The sequence below is a fragment of the Roseivirga echinicomitans genome (genome assembly GCF_001592935.1).
Classification (GTDB): Bacteria; Bacteroidota; Bacteroidia; order Cytophagales; family Cyclobacteriaceae; genus Roseivirga; species Roseivirga echinicomitans.
The window spans coordinates 203,951-225,240 of record NZ_LRDB01000012.1 but is presented as its reverse complement, the minus strand read 5'-3'; the positions used below and the strand labels follow the sequence as shown (position 1 = coordinate 225,240).

Sequence of the window (21,290 nt, the reverse complement as noted above, 5' to 3'; positions counted from 1 at the left end):
CATATTTCTTTTCACCCTAACATTTCGCCCTGATTGGCACTTGAATGGACTATTGAAACATATTTCGGTTGAAAGAAAAAAGAGACTTACCTACCTCTTATTTATCCGGGCGCAAACTTAATGGAAAAGTCGAGAAATCTTTGAAGTCATTTTTTGAAACATCTTAACGAAGATTTATATCTTGCAGCGATGGAAAATTTTGTTGTCTCCGCACGTAAGTATAGACCCGTTGGCTTTGAAGAAGTAGTTGGACAAGGGCATATTACTACTACACTAAAAAATGCGATCGATAATAATCAATTAGCACAAGCTTTGCTTTTTTGCGGACCAAGAGGGGTCGGCAAAACCACTTGTGCTCGAATCGTTGCCCGAATGATCAATGATCAAAACATTGACAATCCTTTAGAAGGCAACGACACCTTTAATATATATGAACTTGATGCAGCATCTAACAACTCGGTAGATGATATTCGAAATCTAATCGATCAGGTACGATACCCTCCTCAACAAGGGAAATTCAAAGTATATATTATAGATGAGGTTCACATGCTTTCGAATCAAGCGTTTAATGCTTTTTTGAAAACATTGGAGGAACCTCCATCCTATGCCATTTTCATTTTGGCTACCACTGAAAAACACAAGGTAATCCCTACGATTCTTTCCCGTTGTCAGATTTTCGATTTTAACAGAATTGAAGTCAGCGACATTTCTACTCAGCTCAAAATGATTGCTGATAAGGAGAAAATTGATACGGAAGAGGAGGCACTTCACCTCATTGCCCAAAAAGCCGATGGCGCAATGCGTGACGCGCTTTCTCTGTTCGACCTTATCGTTACTTTTTCGCACGGACAGAAGGTTACTTATCAAAACACAATCTCGAACCTCCACATTCTAGATTACGACTATTACTTCAAAATGACGGAGTTTCTTTTAAAAGAAGACACCTCTAACGTGTTGTTGACTTTTGATGAAATTCTGAGAAATGGCTTTGACGGCCACCATTTTATTGTGGGACTGGCCAGCCATTTAAGAGATCTAATGGTCTGCAAAGACAATGTGACCATTCAGTTGCTCCAAGTTTCTGACAATATTAAGCAGCGTTACAAAGCCCAAGCCGATGTCACTCCGATATCGTTCTTACTTACGGCCCTCAACATTGCCAATCAATGCGACTTAAGTTATAAAGGCAGCAAAAACCAACGACTTCACGTTGAACTGGCTCTAGTGAAAATGGCGCACCTTACGTCCGCCATTCGTTTGGCACAGGTTGCACCAGAAGACGCTTCAAAAAAAAAATCCTAACTGAAGAGGTCGAGGAAACAAAAGCACCGCTAGCCCCTAAGGAAGAAGCGCCAGAGATAAAGCCTGTTCTAGCAACACCAATAGTTGAGGAAGCTAAAGAGACCCCAAGTGAAGCACTAGCTCAACAAGTGAGCCCAACACCTCAGCCTGAGACTAAAACTCCATCAAGAGCTCCTTCTAAAACCATTAGTATCCCTTCTCTTTCTGACTTAAAAAATCAACTCAACAAAAAGGAAGAACCGACAGAAGGAGAAGTCCCAGCAGAGCCCGTTTCAAATCGAAACAAGGACTTTACTCTTGAAAATTTAGACAGCATTTGGAATATTTTTAAGGCTAAAAGAGAAGAAGAGGATAACAAGTTGGAATTGCTTCTTCTGCAAGAACCCTATGAACTGGAAGGCAATACTGTTACCATAAAAATATCGAATGGGGCGGCTGAATCTAGTTTTGAGAAATTCAGAGGTGACTTACTGATGGCTTTGAGAGATGGGCTTGAAAATGACAGCGTAATTCTAAAATCAGAAGTAGTTGATGTAGCTCGAGAGAAAATGCTTTACACTGATAAAGAGAAGTTCGAACACTTAAAGAAGAAATACCCTGCTTTAAAAGACCTTCAAGAACGGTTAGGTTTAGACCCCGAGTTTTAAAAGCCCAGCGTAACCCCCACGTTGATTACATTCTTGATCTGAATATCACGCCCCTTGGTTCCATCATTACGGGTAAGTGTGATATCATCATCATAAATCAACTGAGAACTGATATTGGTAGAAAGGTAATTATTCACCTTTAGTTTAAAAGAAGCCTCCAAGTTAACTACGGTATTTGGGAATTTCTCATAATTAGAGAAGAGGTTGAAGTTCCCCAAAAAGGATACATTTTCCAGCACATCTTTCTTATAGGTACCTGCTAAACTTATCCCTGCTTCGGGTCTGATTTGATCCCCTGGGTTAATACCAAAAGCACCCGCATTAGAAAGAGAATCATTCAGCACAAAGGTAAAACACCCTGTAAAGGGGGCCAAAGTAGCTGTCACTGTTTTTTCATCTCTCTATACGAAAGCCCAAGAGAAGCTTGCAAATAACCAGGTGCCATAAAGTTTGAAATCAATATACGCTCTATCTCACCTGTTCCTGCTATCTTTTTATTCTTGTACCCTTCATCCATCTGGGTTTGGAAGTTAATAGAAGTTGTCAAAAGCACCTTTTCAGTGAACTTCTGGCTGTATTTAGAATTCAGGAGAATTTGATCATCTGTTTTAACAAAGCGGCTCTTAGCATCACCATTTCTGATTAAACCATAACTAATTTTAAAACGGTTTTGCCATACCGCCCCCTCCTTCTCATAATTGGCAAAGGTCTCGAATTTTGTCCCAATAGCAATTGAAGACTCCCCTCCGGCAGCCCAGTTGGTCAGTGCTACTTGTTGAAGGTTGAAATTGAAATTACCCCCATTCTTCCAGTATTTAATCGTGTCCGCTGGTGGTGGCTCCGAATCGGGCGGCAACAAGAAATCAATCTCGTCTTGCCCGTTAACAATCGAAATAGAGGTCAGTAAAATAAATATAACTAGTAGGTAACGATTCATTCTTCTCTTCATCTCCAAAATCCGCACAAAACTATTCAATGATTCTATTAGTCCTTAGTTGTCTTGCAGAATTTTAAGGCGTTCGCCTAAATCAAGGTTATTGTCTGTTTTATTGTTCCATTTCAGAATGTCTTCAATGGTAACATTATATTTTTTTGAAATCCCCCAAAGGGTTTCCCCTTTTTGTACTTCGTGGAAAACCTCCCTTTTAATGACTGACTTTGTCGCCTCCTTTTGTTTTGAAAAATAAGCTTTAGGTACCACCAATCTGAGCGCTTGATTTACCTGAAGGCCATCCATTACATTGAGGCCATTCCAGTCAATGATGTCATCCAATTCAATGCCATACTTCTGAGAAATCGCAAAAAAGGACTCTTTTGGCTGAACAACATGAGTAACTATGGTGTCTGCAGCGGTAGCCATCAATACTTTACGTGTAACACCAATTTCAATATCCTCGACCGATTCCTCTTCTTCAAAATCTGATTTCTTCTCAGGGGTTGTTTGAGTTTGTTTTCCAGTCGATTGCTCTGGCGAACTCACCTCCTTAATCATCTTATCTTCAGGGATCGGATTATTTTTCGGCAGAATCACATCGGTATATTCAATTGGAATATTGGCTGGCCTAATAAAACGTAACCACAATACCCTTCCAACTTTAAGTTCTTCAGCCTCCCTCATCCTATTTTTCTGAAGCAATTTTTTAAATTTTATACCATAGTCCTGCGAAATGCTCCAAAGGGTTTCTCCTGGTTCAACAATATGGTAATGTACCTTCCCACTGTTTTTCTTATTTTTTAAATAGTAATACGCTCCACTTCTCAGCTTACCATTCTCACCAAGGTCATTGTACTTTCTAATTTTCGAATCACTCTTGCCTACCCTATTCGCCAGCGTTTCAATATTGTCGTTTGGTTTTGCCCGTATGGCATCAATTCCGTTCATCTCAATTTGATCGGGTTCATATTCGTTTCTGATATTTCCTGTCACATGAGGAAATGCGCCTATATTTCCTTCAACTGGCCTAACACCAGCGTAAATACTCCGATTGTTGTTTGATTTCTCAGGTTGTTTTATTTCTGCTGATTTGGTGCTCTCTGAAACTTTCGATTCTTCGTTTCTAGGCCTCTCGGTGTTTTGAGCAATAGGGCGACTACCAGATTTAACAGGGTAGATTACTTTATAGGACTTCTCATCGGGTATTCTGGAACCCACCAGCCATTTATTTAAGTTTTTGAGTTCGTCTATATCAACATTGACTTCCTTACTCACATCGCGCAAAGTTTTGCCCCGACCTTCATAGGTGGCCAACTGCAACTCTGGGTGCTTTCGCCCTTCACCAACAAAGCCCTCAAAGGCCAGTTTATGTGCGATATACTTTTTGATGTACCAATGTGTCTTGGCGTTAATTTCAACCTTCTTCGCCCCATAATCCTTCTCAGGAATGGTTCTTTGAGCTCCTCCCAAGCCTTGCAAATAGGACTGCATGGACCACAGCCAGTTATCGAAAACGAAATTACTTCTTTTGAAATACTTAGTTGCGCCCACAGTTGAGGCTATGATATGCTTTCGCTCATCCACAACACCATCTATCCTCAGGCCAAGTTCTTGGGCTGAAGCCTTTTTAAACTGCCAAAAACCCACGGCATTAGCAGTGGACACGGCATCGGAAACAAACTGGCCTTCTTGAATGGCCAAGTACTTGAAATCGTCCGGAATTCCTTCTTTTTTCAATACCTCCTCCACCATACCCATGTAGAGATTCGAACGGTCTACCAAAAGTTGAAAGTGGTACTGACTTCGCGTAAGCAAATCAAGCGTTTCTTCAATCTCCTTTTTTGCGCTGCTAGTGATTTTGAGTTTGACACCTGCAAACTCCATTTCAGAGGGGACAACCATTGGGGCTTGCGCGAATGTGCTCAACGAAGCCATCAAAAAGATGATGATTGACGCTATGTATTTTATCACTTTTATTTTTTCCTTAAAATCATTAACCCATCTCTGATCGGCAAAAGTACATTTTCAACGCGATCATCTTCATGGGTCAAACGGTTAAAATCTAAGATTGCTTGCGTATCCTTGTCGATTTTCTTTTCCGTTTGAATGACTTTCCCACTCCAAAGCACATTATCGGCTATTATGAAGCCTCCGGGGCGAACTTTTTCAAACACTAATTTAAAGTAATTGTAGTAATTAGCTTTATCGGCATCAATAAAAACCAAGTCGAAGGGCCCTTCTATCTCAGGGATTAGCTCAATGGCATTCCCTAGCCTGAAATCTATCACATTCGAATATCCAGCTTTTTCGAAATAGCCACGCACCATTTCTTCCAACTCCTCATTCTTATCAAGCGTAATTAGCTTCCCTCCTTCTGCCAAACCTTCCGCCATACAAAGAGCAGAATAGCCAGTATAGGTACCAATTTCTAGAATCCTAGACGGTTTAATCATATGACTGATCATCGACAAAGCCCTGCCTTGCAAATGACCTGAAAGCATACGCGGCATCATTACTTTGACGTGGGTTTCGCGGTTCAAGTCCAACAAAAGCTCCGATTCTGCATCGGTGTGGGCTTCAACATAACGTTGAATATCTTCGGGAATAAACTCCATTAGTGCTCTGGTAAAAAGGTTAAATGGCTCAATTGATTTTCATTCAGTTGCTCGTTGGCGACTTCAATAAGATCTGATGACGATACCGCTCTGATTTTATCAAAGATAGACTCTAGGCTGTCAATTCTGTTTTTATCCAGAATACTTTTGCCCATCATTAGCATTAAGCCAGTATTATTTTCCTCGCCCATGGCCAATTGACCTAGTATTTGCTCTTTAGCCATGTGCAACTGCATCGTACCCAAAGGCACTTCTCTTAGTTTCAGCAATTCTTTCAACACCAATTTCCTTCCTCTTTCCACTTGCCCCGTTTCTGTGCCAAAGAAAATGGAAAACAGACCTGTATCTGAAAAAGGATGGTAACTGGCATCTATACTATAGACGAAGCCGTACTTTTCGCGTAGCGCCAAGTTCAACCTAGAGTTCATGCCAGGGCCGCCCAAAACGTTCATCAACATATAAAAAGGAAGTCTTTTGGGATGACCAATTGGATAGGCAGTACAACCAATGGCACATTGGGCCTGAGTAATATTCCTAGTAATGATTTCGCTATTGGCTACATACTCTCCAAAAAGCACACGTTCTCTCTGTCCAATATGGTGTGGAATTGGTTCGAAATATTTGGTGGCTAGCTTCTGAATTTTCTTTAATGATACATTGCCCACGCAGGAAAAAACGATTCGTTCTGTATTGAGATTGGTTTTCAAGAAAGCCTTGAAATCTTCTCGCTGAAAAGATTTCACGCTATCGGAAGTGCCTAAAATATTTTTCCCAAGCGGGTGATCACCAAAAATCACGCGATCGAATTCATCTTGAATAGCATCCTCTGGGCTATCGTGGTACAAGGACATTTCTTCCAAAATTACCCCGCGCTCCTTTTCAATCTGCTTTTCAGGGAAAATAGAGTCGAAAGTGATATCTTGTAATAACTCAAAAGCCGATTCCATGTGCTTGTCCAATACAGAAGCATAGAAGCAGATTTTCTCTTTGGTAGTGTAGGCATTTAACTCTCCGCCAACAGCATCAAGCTTATTTAGAATGTGATAGGCCTTCCGTTTTTTGGTGCCTTTAAAGGCCATATGTTCCCAAAAATGGGCAATCCCCAATTGGTCTTCGCGCTCATCGCGGCTACCAATATCCAACACAAATCCGCAGTGGACAATCTTGGTATTGCTCACCTCTTTGTGCACTACACGAATGCCATTGGGTAAAGTAAAAACATTATAATCGACCATCGCAGCATCTCCTTAAAACGACAAAGGTATAAGTTTTAATAGAAAAGAATATTAAAGATAAGGCCACAGCTTTTACTAGACAAAAATACTGTGATAGATCACTTATTCAGTAAGTGAAAACGGCAGTATATCTAAGTCCTTAGCGGGGTTTTCAAAACAGATTGACTTTGCCCTAGATAGGCCAACTGTTGGCATGCACACAAAACTCATATTGAGTAGTACTTTAAATTTCAGTCAACCAACATCATTTTTTTATTGCAAGAATTCACGCTTGAGCTCCTACTAAGAGTAACATTACCCAATTAAACTCAAGTTTATAAATATCAGGCACTTATAACCAATCAAAAATCAAAGCTAACGCAAGAGGTAGGTCATCAGATATTTTTTTATTAATAAAAAAATCAATTTTCAAGGGTGACATTTAATCTTTTAAATCATTAATATAATAGATATGTACTATTTTATTACATATAACAATAATTAATAATATTTATAACACATAAAGATAGTTTCTACCGATAGCCAAGAAGAATTATTATCCATAAACCGTAAAAACACAAACAAAACTTTAGTTTATCAATATGTAAAACATAAAAAACAAAGCCATGAAAAACAAGATCAAACAAAGAATCATTTTAGTCATTGCGTTACTAACTGTAACCTGTTTATCAATCCCCTATTTGGGATTAAACTTCATCAACCAAGCTGATGCCAAGATAGAGTGGTTTGCAAATGAGGGTGGTGATAATGAGAGGTGTATCGTAACTCAAAGAGTACGAGGTGAAGAAGAGATTGCCGTAGACAGAACAGGGTTTCGGTTTAAAAGTGGGGATTATGAAATACTCTTTGAAGGCACCCAAGGTGGCTGCTTAGATGCTTCTATTTGGTACGCATGCCGAACTCATTGTGAAATTGACCCTGGGTACAAAAGGATAAACTGATTAAAGACAACTACACGGCACTTAGTATTTAGGTGAAATCGAAACAGATAATTAAGTGCTGTGTTTTTACCCTCATCCTTTAAATGTCCCTTTATGAAACATAAAATCCTCCTACTCTTCCTCTGTTGTTACCTCTCATCATGTAAATCAAATAATGAGAAGTTGTTAATCTATCAGCTAGACCTGAATAGCCTCGAGGAAAACATATATAAGGATATTTACCTTGACCCTAGCACTATCAAAGTAGATGGTAATTCACCAAAAATCAAAAGTCAAGACATATTCAAAAAAAACATTCGCTTTACTCCTTTGGAAACTACTGATGAATCACTATTTGGAAAAATAGACGAATTCATCTTGACAGATTCTCGGTATATTATTGCAGACCGCAGTACCAATTCTGTTCTGGTATTTTTTCATGATGGGAAATTTGACTTTAAAATTGACAGATCAGGCGGTGGCCCTGAAGAATATCGATCTATAAAGTATATCGGGTTTAATAAAGCCAAAAACACGATAGAAATACTTGATAATACTAGGGGCATTATTCAACGATACGATGCTAATACTGGGATTTACCAATCTACCCTTAAACTTGGCTTTCTTCTCAAGGCATTCACACCACTAGATGAAAATAAATACTTATTCTTTGTAGGGTCATATCTTTTTAATGAAGATCGATACGGGCAAGTCGATGGTCTCGGGCACCAGTTACTGGTTGCTGAAGAAGTTGAATACAATAGAGTAAGAATAATATCGCAACATCTACCTCATATCCCGAATACAGAAGTACTCAACTTTGGAGCCCGTCAGAATTTATCAGAGGGAAGTGATAATGACTTTCTTATCAATATGGTTTTTAATGACACCATATATTCATTTAGCGAAAAGGGAGTCCATCCAAAATATGTTATAGACTACGGAAAATGGGCAATCCCAAAAGATCTATTCCAAAATGGGGATATCAGGGAAATAAACAGGAAGAAAAGCCTTGGACAGCTTCCTTATCCAGATATTTTTTTTGAAACTGAAGATTACATATACACCGTTAGTTCTTTAGAAACCGCCAATGCTTTTACCCACACACTCTATAATAAGAATTTAAAAAAAGGATTCACCTTTGGAGATATTGATGACAATATGCAAGTGGCTGGAGCAATACCATATTCTCCAATTGGATACGAAGGAAACTCTCTTATTTATGTAATGGAACCAAAAAACGCGGTCGATAAATATCTAGAAATTACTGTAGGCTTACGCAAAGCACTAATTGCTGATAACGGGAAAAGCCGTCCAGAGATGAGCTTAGATGAACAGTATGCGTTTTACTTGAACAAGTACATTCAAGAAAACGGCTTTAACTACTTGGACTTAGCAAAAAACTTAGACCCAGACGACAACCCAGTTTTGGTATTTGTAGAACCTGATTTCAATAATATAAATGATCAATAACAAAACCATTGTCCTTCTGTTCTTTTGCCTAGTTGCTTGTACTTCGAATAACAACGAAGACACGGTCAACTCAGCAGAATCAGGCCTAATTGAGACAATAGCAATTTGTTTTTTGAACAAAAAACAAATTCTTCGATTTTAAATGTCAAAGACAGTTTAGAGTCCGTTGATCATAAAATTAGGTTTGATTCATTGTTGAGAGCACATAATGAACTAGCCATTTTAAGAATTAACGACAGTAATTGTGGTCTTTGTATTGAAGTTGAGCTTGAAGAAATTCTATCATTCAAAACAAAATTAGGCACAAATCAGATTGCCGTATTTGCAACATTTAAATCCGAGAGGAATTTAAAACTTATGACCAACGGTCTTTCAGGGTCTGGCATACCTATTTTCACTATTGATTATGGAGAATTAAAACTCCCTGTAGACGAGGTCAATGCACCTTACTATTTCACCATTAATTCAAATCACATTGTCAACCATACATTTGTCCCCATTAGAGGCATTAAACCACTAAATGAGTCCTACTTCAATGCGATCTCCCATGTATTTAGCTCGCAGTCTAAATGATTTTAGTGAACACCTAGCCAACCCAAAATGGGGGTTTTAATTGTTTATTTTTAAGAACATTAAATCAACTTTTAACAAAAAAAAGATTATCTCTATATTCACATTAGGTACATGTACTTAGTTCTATTTCCCCTTATGGCGTATGTCTTCAATAAGAGGTACAAATACTTGGTAATTGCACTCCGCAATAAAAACAAAGAGCGGGTAAGTATTGAGTCTATTGTTTCACTTTTGACAGTGATCATCAGTATTGTCCTCATTTATTTGATAGAAGTTAAGTTCCGCTGATTTTCACTTCAAGCCTATCAAAACTCTCCAAAGATTCAGAACCCTTGGAGAGTTGAAGAAAGCACTATATTTGCCAATAGTATGACCTACGGAAAGATCCTTATCATTCAAACGGCCTTTATTGGTGATGTAATTCTGGCAACCTCGCTGATCGAAAAGCTGCATCAGTACTACCCAGAAGCCAAAATAGACTTTCTGTTACGCAAGGGCAATGAAGCCCTGTTGAACAATCATCCGAAACTTGGAGAGGTGTTGGTTTGGGATAAAAAAGGAGGGAAATACCGTAACCTCTTTAAGCTCCTTGGCAGAATTAGAAAGCGCAACTACGACCTGGTGGTGAACGTTCAGCGTTTTGCCAATTCAGGAATGCTTACTGCCTTTAGTGGAGCGAAAGAGAAAATCGGTTTTGATAAAAACCCTTTCGCTTGGTCTTTTACGAAAAAGGTAAGTCATACAATTGAAGAGGGAACGCACGAAGTGGAGCGTAACAATGAGCTGATCAAAGCCATTACTGATGACCAGCTTCAGCGTCCAGTACTTTACCCTTCCACTTCCGATTTTGAAAAAGTAGCCGCTTATAAAACCGAACCTTTTGTCTGCATGGCACCAGCCTCGGTTTGGTTTACCAAGCAATTTCCAAAAGAGAAATGGGTGGAATTAATTCAAGCACTCAATTTCTCAGGCAAGATCTATTTGATTGGAGCCCCTAATGATATGGTGCTTTGCGATGAAATCATTGCCCAAGGCGGAAATTCAAAAGCGCAGAACCTGTGTGGAAAAATGAATTTACTTCAGTCCGCTGCATTGATGAAAGATGCGGTAATGAATTATGTGAACGACTCCGCCCCCATGCACTTGGCTTCAGCTATGAATGCTAAAACCACTGCCATTTACTGCTCTACTGTTCCTGAGTTCGGTTTTGGGCCTTTGGCTGAAAATGCTAGAATTGCTGAAGTTTCTGAAAAGTTAGACTGCCGACCTTGCGGACTCCATGGCTTTAAAGAATGCCCGAAAGGACACTTTAAATGCGGAAGAGATATTGATGTTAATAAAATCAAATATTAAAACTCAAAATACTCCCCCCATTACTCCAAGTATAAATACATCCCTAAAGCTTCACATCAAGACTATTAAAATGAAAACTTAACAATATCAGCCTCTTTACTCGATGAGACTCCATAAATGGTATTAGTCATTGGATCAATAGTGAAAGCCCTAATTGTATAGTCTAATTCTAGCGCCTCCAATATTTCGCCCTCCAAATTAAACACATATATCAAATTACTATTTTCGACACCTGACGGACTTCCCATCCACTTTTTACCAGAAAACAACCCATAAATTCTATCTTTACTCAAATAGGAATCAGAATACATCTGGTATGCTTCTTCAGTATTTATACCCAATGTAGAATTATTCTGAATAATATGTTCCTCAAATATGGGGTCAATATTTAAAGGGCCTGTTATTTCTAGAATTCTATCTTCGTTCAAATCATATAAGTTCAACCTATCAACATAAATACTCGAATGAATAAATTTATCACCTTTTGGATTAGCCCGAACAACCCCTTGAAAAAGCTGTGCTAAGGTGCCCGACCTGTATTTATCATCAAGTACTCCCTTGTAGTCGCCAATTTCATTTAAAACAGCCCCAGTAGTATCGTACTCTATCAACCTCGGCCCACCGTCATATGGTAATCCTAGCAAAGTATTTCTGTTAGTCCATGTAACTCTAAAACTCTTAAATTCACCAGTCCTAAACACAAATTGTTTCATGGCTTCCTTTATAGTGTCCTGTTTAGTGTAGTCAAAAAACGACATTCTAAGTTGAGTCATATCATAGGTCCAGAATCCATTTATCTCACCTGGCTTTAAGCTTAATGAATGGCCCACACTCATTACTTCATTTGGCCCATAGCCTTTCTTACCCAATGATTTTAAATACTGATTAGTTTTCAAATCAATAATGTGAATCATTGCATTATTATTTATATCTGTTATAATTAGAGTCCCGTTATTCACAACAAGTGTTCTAGGAAAGGATAGATAATTGGTAAGCTCTAAAAGTTCCCCTTTAAGTTGCCGTGTTGACTTTATATCCCTTTTCGCAAACGAAACCTTCTTGATTTCGCCAATTCCATCTGAAAACTTCTCCCACTCCGGATTCTTTTCTTTCGAACATGAAAATAATATCAAAACAAAAAATGCAACATGTATTATTCTATTCATAAACATATCATTAAAGCTTTATACCAAAAAAGTGGTCGCTTCACAAGCAACCGCAAAAATTAATTCCGAGGTAGTCCTAAGTCTTTACCCCACACTCGGGGTTTCCAACCCAACAGACCTCGCCTTCAAGATCACCACAATCATCTTGCGTTTTTTAATCCCCTCTCTCAAAGACGAATCCTCTAACAACACAAATCACTCCAGAATTGGTTGGTTAACAAATACATGTCGTGGAGCCTTGAGAGCCACAAAGAGTTCAAAGGAAAGAACCTACACTAAAAACAATAAGACAACCTCTGTAAACATAATTAAATCACCTAATAACATATTTATAAAACACAAACAATTAACCTGCAGCTCCTTCAAACGGAAGTGAATCTTCGGTTCACCCTGTCAAATAAAACCGATCAGACAAAGGGAACCCACAATAACACACAAAACACCAGAATTTGTCTCACAACTGATACGCACAGTACGCTGCACAACAACCTCTTTTGAGAAGAGAGATCAATCCTTTCCCAAACAATTAAACAGCAAAATTTTAGACTAAAAAAAAGAAAATGGTTATTCTTGCTGACTATTATTCTCTCTAACCCGTGCCGTTTGGCAAAGGATTGACCGTATGAAAACTACTGCTTTAATTACCGGAGCTGCCGGTGGAATTGGATTTGAATTTGCAAAAATAGCCTCCCAAGCCAATTATTCATTACTTCTGATTGATGTAAATGAGACATTATTGGCCGAAAAGAAAGCAGAAATCTCTATCATGTTCCCTCAAACGGACATTCACCTTATGGTTTGCAACTTGGCAGAGAAGGACATTGCAGAGAAAATTCATCAACGCATTATTGAAGAGCAACTGCTTATTGAAATTCTTTTCAATAATGCTGGCTTTGGCAATTTTGGGCACTTTCTGGAAACCGACTGGGCAAAGGATGAGGCCATGCTTAATGTGCACATGGTGACGACAACCCACCTGACTAAACTCGTGCTTCCTGGCATGACTTACAGAAAAAGAGGTTATATCTTAAATAATGCATCTGTGGCCGCTTTTGTGCCTGGTCCATTGATGTCGACTTACCATGCCTCAAAAGCTTATTTACTTTCATTCACCCAAGCCTTGGCCAACGAACTAAAGGGGACTGGCGTTTCAGCTACCGTATTATGCCCTGGCATGACGAAAACAGGCTTTGCAAAAGCGAATGGTAATGAAGATCCAAATATAAAATTCAACATCGCCACAGCCGAAGAGGTGGCCTACTTTGCCTTTTCAAGCATGATCAAAGGTCATCCGGTGGCGGTTCCTGGTGTTTGGAATAAATTGAGCGCTTTTTTACCAAGGCTTCTCAGCCGTAATAGAGTGACCAATATGGTAGGAAATATTCAGCGAAAAAACCACGCTAAACGAGCCGACAGCATGCAATTGGCTCCAGAGCTAAAGCTCAAGGCTTAGGTACATCAACAGGTCAACTTCTCTAACTGACTCATTTATTAACATTTAGATTTTTTGTTCAAGTAATTTCTATCGTTCTTTGAACAAAATCGGTGAACCCAATGTTGGCAAGCCGAGAATAAAAAGTAGTAAGCACACTTCTTACTCGTTTTAAATTACCAAAATGAAAATAGCTGTTTATCGTAAAGAGCATTTTAATGCTGCTCATCGACTTCATAACCCTAAATGGACTGAAGAAAAGAATGATGAGATTTTCGGGAAATGCAATAACCCCTCTTTCCATGGCCATAATTATGAGCTCATTGTAAAAGTCGTGGGCGAGCAAGATCCAGAAACAGGGTATGTATGCGATATGAAAATCCTCAAGGACATTATTAAAGCCCACGTAACCGATAAATTCGATCACAGAAATTTAAATTTGGATGTAACCGAATTTAAAAATCTGAATCCAACGGCTGAAAATATCGCAGTGGTGATCTACAACTTACTGCGCCCAGAAATTGACCAAAAATTAGAATTGAAAATAAGACTCTATGAAACAGAACGGAACTTTGTCGAGTACCCCGCTTAACGTATATAGTAGTATAGAAGAAATCGGAGATGAACACGTGGGGACTTCTTATGAAACACCAATGGTTCCGAATGCTTTCGATATGGACGATGATTTAAAACAAGAACTCATTGAAAAGAAATTCAAGGAGATCATGGAAATCATGGGCCTTGACTTAAGCGATGACAGTCTTTCGGGAACGCCAAAGCGCGTGGCCAAAATGTATATCAAAGAAATTTTTAGCGGACTAAGCCCTGCCAACAAGCCCAAAGTGACCTTGTTCGAAAACAAATACCAGTACAATGAGATGCTGGTAGAGAAGAACATCACTTTCCATTCTAATTGTGAGCATCATTTTGTGCCGATTATTGGAAAGGCGCATGTGGCCTATATTTCCAGCGGAAAAGTGATTGGTCTGTCTAAGATCAACCGAATTGTAGAGTATTATGCAAAACGTCCACAAGTTCAAGAAAGGCTGACTGTTCAAATTGCAAACGAACTCAAAACCTTACTTGACACAGAAGATGTGGCTGTAATTATTGATGCGGATCACCTTTGTGTTCAATCTAGAGGTGTAAAAGACGTAAACAGCAGTACCGTAACGGCTCAGTTTCATGGCAAGTTTAAAGAAGAAGCCACGAGAAGTGAGTTCCTGAAATATATCAAGTAGTCTTTACTGAGTTGAACTACATTTAAAGAATACAATATCAAGGCTGCCTTTTCAGACAGCCTTCTTTTTTTAACTCAATTCAAAAAAGTCCTCTTTGGCTACCTCCCTCTAAAGCTTTGCCCTTCTAAGCCTAAGATTTACATTGGGCTTTTTCATAAAAGAACCTCCATCTTCAAAAAATCACAACTCAGTGGGCTCAAAGCACCTTTAGCGCTTCTTTTCTTTAATTGATTTAGTTTTTCTTTTTGTAAAGGCATCTACTATCTTTGCACGTCTTTTATAAAACTGATAATTAAAAATGTCAAATCTGATTTATTTAGTCCCAATTCTCGGGCTAGTCGGCTTGTTAGTAATGATCGTTAAATCGAAATGGGTACACAAGCAAGATGCAGGGGATAAGAAAATGCAAGACCTTGCCAATTACATCCGTGAAGGAGCTTTGGCTTTCCTCAGTGCTGAGTACAGAGTACTCGCTATTTTTGTGGTGATTGCTGGTATCCTTTTAGGAGTGATTTCTACCCTAGTTGAAACCACCCACTACTTCATAATTTTTGCCTTTATTATTGGCGCATTCTTCTCAGCATTGGCCGGAAACATCGGTATGAGAATCGCTACTGCTGCCAACGTAAGAACTACCCAAGCTGCTAGAACTAGCCTAGGTCAAGCCTTAAAAGTTGCCTTTACTGGCGGAACTGTAATGGGACTTGGTGTTGCTGGTTTAGCCGTATTTGGACTAAGTATGCTCTTCATTCTATTGTTTGCTTTCTTTATGGATAGCGACATGGCGAATGGTGGTGTTTACCAAATGACAATCGTATTAGAAGCACTTGCTGGTTTCTCTTTAGGAGCTGAGTCAATTGCCTTATTTGCCCGTGTAGGTGGTGGTATCTATACCAAAGCAGCCGATGTTGGCGCTGACCTTGTGGGTAAAGTTGAAGCTGGTATTCCTGAGGATGATCCTAGAAACCCTGCTACTATTGCCGATAACGTAGGTGATAACGTAGGTGACGTTGCTGGTATGGGTGCCGATCTTTTCGGTTCTTATGTGGCTACAGTATTGGCTTCAATGGTGTTAGGTAACTACATCATTAGAGACATGGGTGGATCGGTTGATGACGCTTTCGGTGGCATTGGCCCAATCTTGCTTCCTTTAGTAATCGCTGGTACAGGAATCATCTTCTCGTTGATCGGCACTTTCTTTATTAAAGTATCAAACAATAACGCTAAAGAAGCAGAGGTTCAATCTGCTTTAAACCGTGGTAACTGGATTTCTATTGTATTGACAGCTATCGGTTGTTATTTCTTAATCGATCTACTTTTACCTGAAACCATGAAAATGAGTTTCTTCGGTGAAGGCATTCTTGAAATTTCTTCTATCCGCGTATTCGGAGCTGTATTGGTAGGTTTAGTAGTAGGCGGTTTAATCTCTTTCCTTACTGAATTCTACACTGCTATTGGTAAAAAACCAGTAATGAGCATTATTCAAAACTCTTCTACAGGTGCTGCTACTAACATTATCGCAGGTTTATCTGTAGGGATGAAATCTACTTTCGGACCAATTATTCTTTTTGCAGGTGCCATTTGGGGTGCTTACGAATTGGCTGGTTTCTACGGTGTAGCTATTGCTGCTTCTGCAATGATGGCAACAACTGCTATGCAATTAGCGATTGATGCTTTCGGGCCAATTGCGGATAACGCTGGTGGTATTGCCGAAATGAGTGAATTGCCTTCTGACGTACGTGAGAAAACAGATATTTTAGATGCTGTGGGTAACACTACTGCAGCCATCGGAAAAGGATTTGCGATTGCTTCTGCTGCATTAACAGCCCTAGCACTTTTCGCTGCTTATGTTACATTCACTGGCATTGATGGAATTAACATCTTTAAAGCCGATGTTTTGGCGGCCTTGTTCATTGGCGGTATGATTCCTGTAATCTTCTCTGCTTTAGCAATGGAGTCTGTAGGTAAAGCGGCCATGGAAATGGTAAAAGAAGTAAGAAGACAGTTCAAAGAAATTCCAGGTATTATGGAAGGCACGGCCACTCCAGAATACGCAAAATGTGTGGACATTTCTACCAAAGCAGCCATCAAAGAAATGATGTTGCCTGGCGCTATTACGATCATCTTCCCTATCCTTGTTGGATTTATCATGGGTGCTGAACCGCTTGGCGCTTATATGGCTGGTGTTACGGTATCGGGTGTGCTTTGGGCTATTTTCCAAAACAACGCTGGTGGTGCTTGGGATAACGCTAAGAAATCTTTCGAAGCTGGTGTTATGATTGATGGTGAAATGACTTACAAAGGTTCAGAAGCTCACAAAGCAGCTGTTACTGGAGATACTGTTGGTGATCCATTCAAAGATACTTCTGGCCCATCAATGAACATCTTGATTAAGCTTACTTGTTTGATTGGTTTGGTGATCGCTCCGCTATTGGTAGCAGGTCATGGAGAGTCTAATGACGACAGCAAAGCGGAAGTAAAAGAAATTATTATTGAAGCCCCAGCAGTAGACATTACTGAAGTGGTGACTGAGTTAAACTAAAACTCAACAAAACATAAAATTGAAAGGCTACCCGAAACGGTAGCCTTTTTTTGTGTGAATTCATACTTGATACTCCAAACCCTACGATGTGAGTTTTATAATTTACAGAAATGCCAAGCCGATTGACGATGACAAAAATCAATCCCTACCAAAATGAAAGTTGGTTCTCTTCAAGGGAAAAGCCATATTTGAAATTCAAATGATAAATTCCAATACGTCCTACTCCTTAAGCACAATCAAAAAGATTGCTTTTATAATACCAGTCCTACTCTCCATATCAACCGATATATTTTCTCAAGAAGCCAAAAGATCTGCCTCTACTGTAGTCAATGGAAAGAGCATTTATTATGAAGTTTACGGTGAAGGTGAGCCACTTTTTCTTTTACATGGTTATACACAATCCTCCAAATCGTGGAGACCTTATGTCGAAGATTTTGAGCAAGAATATGAGGTATACTTAATTGACCTAACTGGGCACGGAAAATCTGAGGCCTTCAAGCAAGAATTGTCCATAAAGTCGGTGGCTGAGGACATTAACGCTTTAGCTCAGCATCTTGAATTAGAAAAAATAAATGCCATTGGGTTCAGCTTTGGTGGAGACATTCTATATCAACTTGCTCTGCTTAATCCACCCCTGATAGAATCAATGATAACAATCGGTGCAGTGGGCACCTGGACGATAAATGATTTTCCTGAGTACCAGAAAATATTCACTTTTGAGAATAAGGACAATTTCCCTTGGCTCGCTACGGACCATCGTTCAGACGATCAAATAAAAGCCCTCATGGAGCAATTCAAGAATTATACAGTCAGGCTAAGTGACGAGGAATTACAAAGAATAAAGCCTGAAGTATTGATCATGGTGGGCGATGATGATGAGGGTATGGATTTATCAGAAGTCGCTAGGGTGAAGAAAAACCTTCCCCAATCTGACCTTTGGATATTGCCAAACGTTGCCCATGGCGCTCATGAAGGAGAAACCAAAGGTGAGTTCATTATAAAATCTAAAGCCTTTCTGTCTAAAAATAGAGATGAAAAATAATCAAAAAGGCTACCTTTTCCAGTAGCCTTTCTTTATGTCTATTCCTTTCTATGGATTACTCGTACCTCAACGAGGTAATAGGATCTTGCTCTGCGGCTCTTTTGGCTGGTGCTATTCCAAATACAATCCCTACAGTCACTGCAACCCCAAACGACAGTAAAATAGAGAATGGACTAACAATGGTGGGTATTTCAGCCAGTTCTGCTATACCAAAAGCAGCACCCAAGCCCAATAGCACTCCTATGGCTCCCCCTGAAAAACTGATCATTACGGCTTCTAAAAGAAACTGAAAGATGATGTCCAACCTTGTAGCGCCAAGCGACATACGTAAACCGATCTCCTTAATTCTTTCCATTACGGAAGCCAGCATAATATTCATGATACCAATACCTCCTACGAGTAGCGAAATACCTGCAATCCCCCCCAATACAAAATTGAAGATGTTCTTGGTGCGTTGTTGCTGTTTTAAGAGCAGTTCGGGAATACTGATTTCATAATCTACCACTTGGCTGTGCTTGCGCTTCAACATTTTTGAAACCACCTGGGCAATTGAATTCATTTGCTCCGTATTCGATACCTTAAGTACTAGTCTATCGAGTTGATGATAGTTAACATCCGTGTTGCCTTCATTTTGTGCATTGTTCATTCGGGCTTGTTGAATGAGAGCATTCGTTACCATTGCCCTATTCTCGTACCTCATCAAAGCTGTACTTAGAGGCGTGTAGATGTCCATGTTATAATCGCGGATACCAAGGTTAGACATGCTCTTGTCTGAAATAATCCGTTCCTCTAATACCCCAATTACCTTGAGCCAGTGACGGCCCACTTTAATGTACTTGCCTATTGGTTCTTCCCTACTAAAAAATTTAGATTTGATGGACTTCCCTATAATACAAACCGGAACGCCCTTCTTTAAATGCTCTTTATTGAAGTATTCACCTTCACTGAGCTCGAAGCCAGAGATCTCAAAATAAGTATTCTCTACCCCCACCAGTTTTGCTGAACGCCTGAAACCTTGTCTGGACACCTCGGTTTCTAAAACAATCTCTGGACTGACCATGTCTATGCCCGGAATCATGTTTTTGATGCTCTCCACATCCATGAAATTAAGGCCTAATGAAAGGTTCTTTTTCCCTTTTTGGGTACCTACCGCCCCCGCAGTTTCATCCAATTCACCTTCGCTCTGCTCAATAATCGGAGTGATAACGATATTATTCACCCCCACCAATTCTATTTGCTCAAGAATTTCCTGTTGAGCACCTGAACCAATGGCCATCATGGCAATTACTGCGGCTACGCCAAATATGATCCCCAAAGCAGTGAGGATGCTACGGATTTTATTTGACAGTACTGCTTCTGAAGCAATAGCCAAATTTGAAAGGATTTTTCGGAACATATCAGTCCTTTTTAGCGATTGCCTTTACCCCTTCAGAAATACGTTTAATGGGTTTATCTTCTATGCCACTAGGGTCAGACAAATAAACAGTAAGCCCTTCGTCAATTCCACCAAGAACAACCACTTCATCTGAGTTGGACTTACCGAGCCTCACTTCATGCTTAGTAATGTTCAGTCCATCTTTGGCAATGATATAAGTTATGGTATCACCTTGGCTATGAACTGCTTCTACTGGGATAAAAAGAACGTCTTCTAAAACTTCGGCTATTACCTTATTGCTTGTTGTCATGCCCGGTCTTAAGGTGGTATCCGATTCATTTACCGCCACCATAATCTCAAACACCTTAGAGTCGGAGTTAGGTCGTTGCTGCCCCATGTTGGCGACTTCCAAAATTTGACCTGTCAGCTTTTTATCAGGAAAGGCATCCAACCCTATTTCAACCCGCTGCCCTTTCTTTATATTATTAATATCGACCTCATTCACAAAGGTCTTTGACACCATCTGAGTTAGGTCAGGCAATGTCGCCACTACGGGATCCCAAGCAGCAACTTGTGCCCCTACTCCCATTTTACTCCCACGCCAGTCGCGTTTATAAATAAGCATTCCAGCTTCGGGTGCCATAATGGTAAACTGAGAACGCAATGCCATTAGGTTATCTAGTTTGACTTTATCGTCCTGCATTTTTGCTGCAGCCCCTTTCATTTTTGCCACAGATTTTTGTCGCTGAAGCTCGTAATTCTCCTTTTCAACCAAGAACTGTTTTTCCGCCCTGTCTAATTCCATTCGTTTCTCTGCCACGACTGCAGGCGGTTCGTATTGAGAATTTTTCAATACTAATTTCTTCCTTTCAATTTCATAAAGCAGATTATCCATTAAATCTCTGGCTTTGCGAAGCTCTATTGCCGTATCTAGCTTTGCTTGCGTAAAATCAGAAGAGGTGACGGTAAAATCACTTTGTCTTTGTTGAAGCCTTGTCCCCAGTTCCGTTTGATCTAAACGGGCCACATAATCTCCCGCTTTCACTACCGTTCCTTCAGGAATAATGTGCTCTAATGTAGTTTGGAATATGCCTGCACTTTGCATTCCACCAGGCCCTAGGATATCGACCGAACTCTTGGCGTATAATTCGCCCGATGCTGTAATTTCGGACCTGAATTGCCCTCGTTGAACTTTGGCAAAGACCTCGGTTGAATCAGTGGACCCCTTGTTTACTTTGGTGATAAAAAAAATAAGTACCGCGACAAAAATGCCGATAACGATTATCAGGTTACGTTTTTTCATTTTGTTGTTATTTTGACTGACCTTTTGAACTGTAAACATAGTTCAAAATATTACTTTTTGAATGTTAATTTTTCTTAATAACAGATAACACTTGTTAAGTCAACACTTATTACGCTTTAATAAAAACTAAGGCACTA

19 protein-coding genes are annotated in these 21,290 nt (G+C 39.6%); 11 read left to right on the top strand and 8 right to left on the bottom strand.

Features of this window, described 5'->3' with window-relative positions; genetic code table 11:
• The first annotated feature begins 189 nt into the window (after positions 1–189).
• Positions 190–1,302, top strand: a complete 1,113-nt coding sequence (gene dnaX / locus AWN68_RS09895) for a DNA polymerase III subunit gamma/tau (protein WP_068414777.1) — start codon at positions 190–192, stop codon at positions 1,300–1,302.
• Positions 1,303–1,430: 128 nt separating this feature from the next.
• On the top strand, positions 1,431–1,949 hold the full coding sequence (locus AWN68_RS09890; RefSeq protein WP_068414774.1) for a hypothetical protein: 519 nt from the start codon (positions 1,431–1,433) through the stop codon (positions 1,947–1,949).
• Here AWN68_RS09890 and AWN68_RS09885 read toward each other — a convergent pair.
• Genes AWN68_RS09885 through AWN68_RS09865 form a run of 5 tightly spaced genes read right to left on the bottom strand, consistent with a single transcriptional unit; the run spans position 1,946 to position 6,733 of the window.
• On the bottom strand, positions 1,946–2,335 hold the full coding sequence (locus AWN68_RS09885) for a DUF481 domain-containing protein (RefSeq protein ID WP_068414771.1): 390 nt from the start codon (positions 2,333–2,335) through the stop codon (positions 1,946–1,948). The genes AWN68_RS09890 and AWN68_RS09885 overlap by 4 nt on opposite strands.
• Positions 2,332–2,886, bottom strand: coding sequence for a DUF3078 domain-containing protein (locus AWN68_RS09880; RefSeq protein ID WP_157716157.1), 555 nt, complete (start codon positions 2,884–2,886; stop codon positions 2,332–2,334). Before AWN68_RS09880 ends, AWN68_RS09885 begins: the two co-directional genes overlap by 4 nt.
• A gap of 54 nt (positions 2,887–2,940) precedes the next feature.
• The gene (locus AWN68_RS09875) at positions 2,941–4,854 is read right to left on the bottom strand and encodes a LysM peptidoglycan-binding domain-containing protein (protein ID WP_157716156.1); all 1,914 of its coding nucleotides are present in this window, start codon (positions 4,852–4,854) and stop codon (positions 2,941–2,943) included.
• A gap of 2 nt (positions 4,855–4,856) precedes the next feature.
• Positions 4,857–5,498, bottom strand: a complete 642-nt coding sequence (locus tag AWN68_RS09870; protein WP_068414763.1) for an O-methyltransferase — start codon at positions 5,496–5,498, stop codon at positions 4,857–4,859.
• A complete protein-coding gene (locus AWN68_RS09865) occupies positions 5,498–6,733 on the bottom strand; it encodes a M16 family metallopeptidase (protein WP_068414760.1) in 1,236 nt (411 codons plus the stop codon). The genes AWN68_RS09870 and AWN68_RS09865 overlap by 1 nt, the downstream gene beginning before the upstream one ends.
• 605 nt (positions 6,734–7,338) lie before the next feature.
• Between AWN68_RS09865 and AWN68_RS09860 the strand changes: the two genes are divergently transcribed.
• From AWN68_RS09860 to AWN68_RS09845, 4 genes are all read left to right on the top strand, one after another.
• Positions 7,339–7,674, top strand: coding sequence for a hypothetical protein (locus tag AWN68_RS09860; RefSeq protein WP_068414757.1), 336 nt, complete (start codon positions 7,339–7,341; stop codon positions 7,672–7,674).
• A gap of 93 nt (positions 7,675–7,767) precedes the next feature.
• Positions 7,768–9,126, top strand: a complete 1,359-nt coding sequence (locus AWN68_RS09855) for a 6-bladed beta-propeller (RefSeq protein ID WP_068414755.1) — start codon at positions 7,768–7,770, stop codon at positions 9,124–9,126.
• Between the two features lie 192 nt (positions 9,127–9,318).
• Positions 9,319–9,699, top strand: coding sequence for a hypothetical protein (locus tag AWN68_RS09850; protein WP_157716155.1), 381 nt, complete (start codon positions 9,319–9,321; stop codon positions 9,697–9,699).
• A 369-nt stretch (positions 9,700–10,068) separates the two neighbouring features.
• Complete coding sequence (locus AWN68_RS09845) at positions 10,069–11,052, top strand: glycosyltransferase family 9 protein (RefSeq protein WP_068414749.1); 984 nt, start codon at positions 10,069–10,071, stop codon at positions 11,050–11,052.
• Positions 11,053–11,117: 65 nt separating this feature from the next.
• Here AWN68_RS09845 and AWN68_RS09840 read toward each other — a convergent pair whose 3' ends face one another.
• The gene (locus AWN68_RS09840; protein ID WP_084362822.1) at positions 11,118–12,224 is read right to left on the bottom strand and encodes a BF3164 family lipoprotein; all 1,107 of its coding nucleotides are present in this window, start codon (positions 12,222–12,224) and stop codon (positions 11,118–11,120) included.
• 616 nt (positions 12,225–12,840) lie between these two features.
• On the opposite strand from AWN68_RS09840, the gene AWN68_RS09835 reads away from it, so the two are divergent.
• From AWN68_RS09835 to AWN68_RS09815, 5 genes are all read left to right on the top strand, one after another.
• Entirely contained in the window at positions 12,841–13,671 is an 831-nt protein-coding gene (locus AWN68_RS09835; RefSeq protein ID WP_068414743.1) for an SDR family NAD(P)-dependent oxidoreductase, read from the top strand.
• A 163-nt stretch (positions 13,672–13,834) separates the two neighbouring features.
• Positions 13,835–14,242 carry a 6-pyruvoyl trahydropterin synthase family protein gene (locus AWN68_RS09830; protein WP_068414739.1) on the top strand — a complete coding sequence of 136 codons (408 nt, stop codon included), beginning with the start codon at positions 13,835–13,837 and terminating at the stop codon, positions 14,240–14,242.
• The gene (folE, locus tag AWN68_RS09825) at positions 14,205–14,891 is read left to right on the top strand and encodes a GTP cyclohydrolase I FolE (protein WP_068414737.1); all 687 of its coding nucleotides are present in this window, start codon (positions 14,205–14,207) and stop codon (positions 14,889–14,891) included. Before AWN68_RS09830 ends, folE begins: the two co-directional genes overlap by 38 nt.
• A gap of 298 nt (positions 14,892–15,189) precedes the next feature.
• Positions 15,190–17,433 (top strand): sodium-translocating pyrophosphatase, encoded by a 2,244-nt coding sequence (locus AWN68_RS09820; RefSeq protein ID WP_068414735.1) that lies wholly within the window; start codon positions 15,190–15,192, stop codon positions 17,431–17,433.
• A 199-nt stretch (positions 17,434–17,632) separates the two neighbouring features.
• Positions 17,633–18,475 carry an alpha/beta fold hydrolase gene (locus AWN68_RS09815; RefSeq protein WP_157716154.1) on the top strand — a complete coding sequence of 281 codons (843 nt, stop codon included), beginning with the start codon at positions 17,633–17,635 and terminating at the stop codon, positions 18,473–18,475.
• Between the two features lie 55 nt (positions 18,476–18,530).
• Here the strand turns inward: AWN68_RS09815 and AWN68_RS09810 are convergent, their stop codons facing one another.
• Together AWN68_RS09810 and AWN68_RS09805 are read right to left on the bottom strand one after the other, a co-directional pair.
• Positions 18,531–19,871, bottom strand: a complete 1,341-nt coding sequence (locus AWN68_RS09810) for an ABC transporter permease (protein WP_068414730.1) — start codon at positions 19,869–19,871, stop codon at positions 18,531–18,533.
• A gap of 1 nt (position 19,872) precedes the next feature.
• Positions 19,873–21,153 (bottom strand): efflux RND transporter periplasmic adaptor subunit, encoded by a 1,281-nt coding sequence (locus tag AWN68_RS09805; RefSeq protein ID WP_068415232.1) that lies wholly within the window; start codon positions 21,151–21,153, stop codon positions 19,873–19,875.
• Positions 21,154–21,290 lie beyond the last annotated feature (137 nt).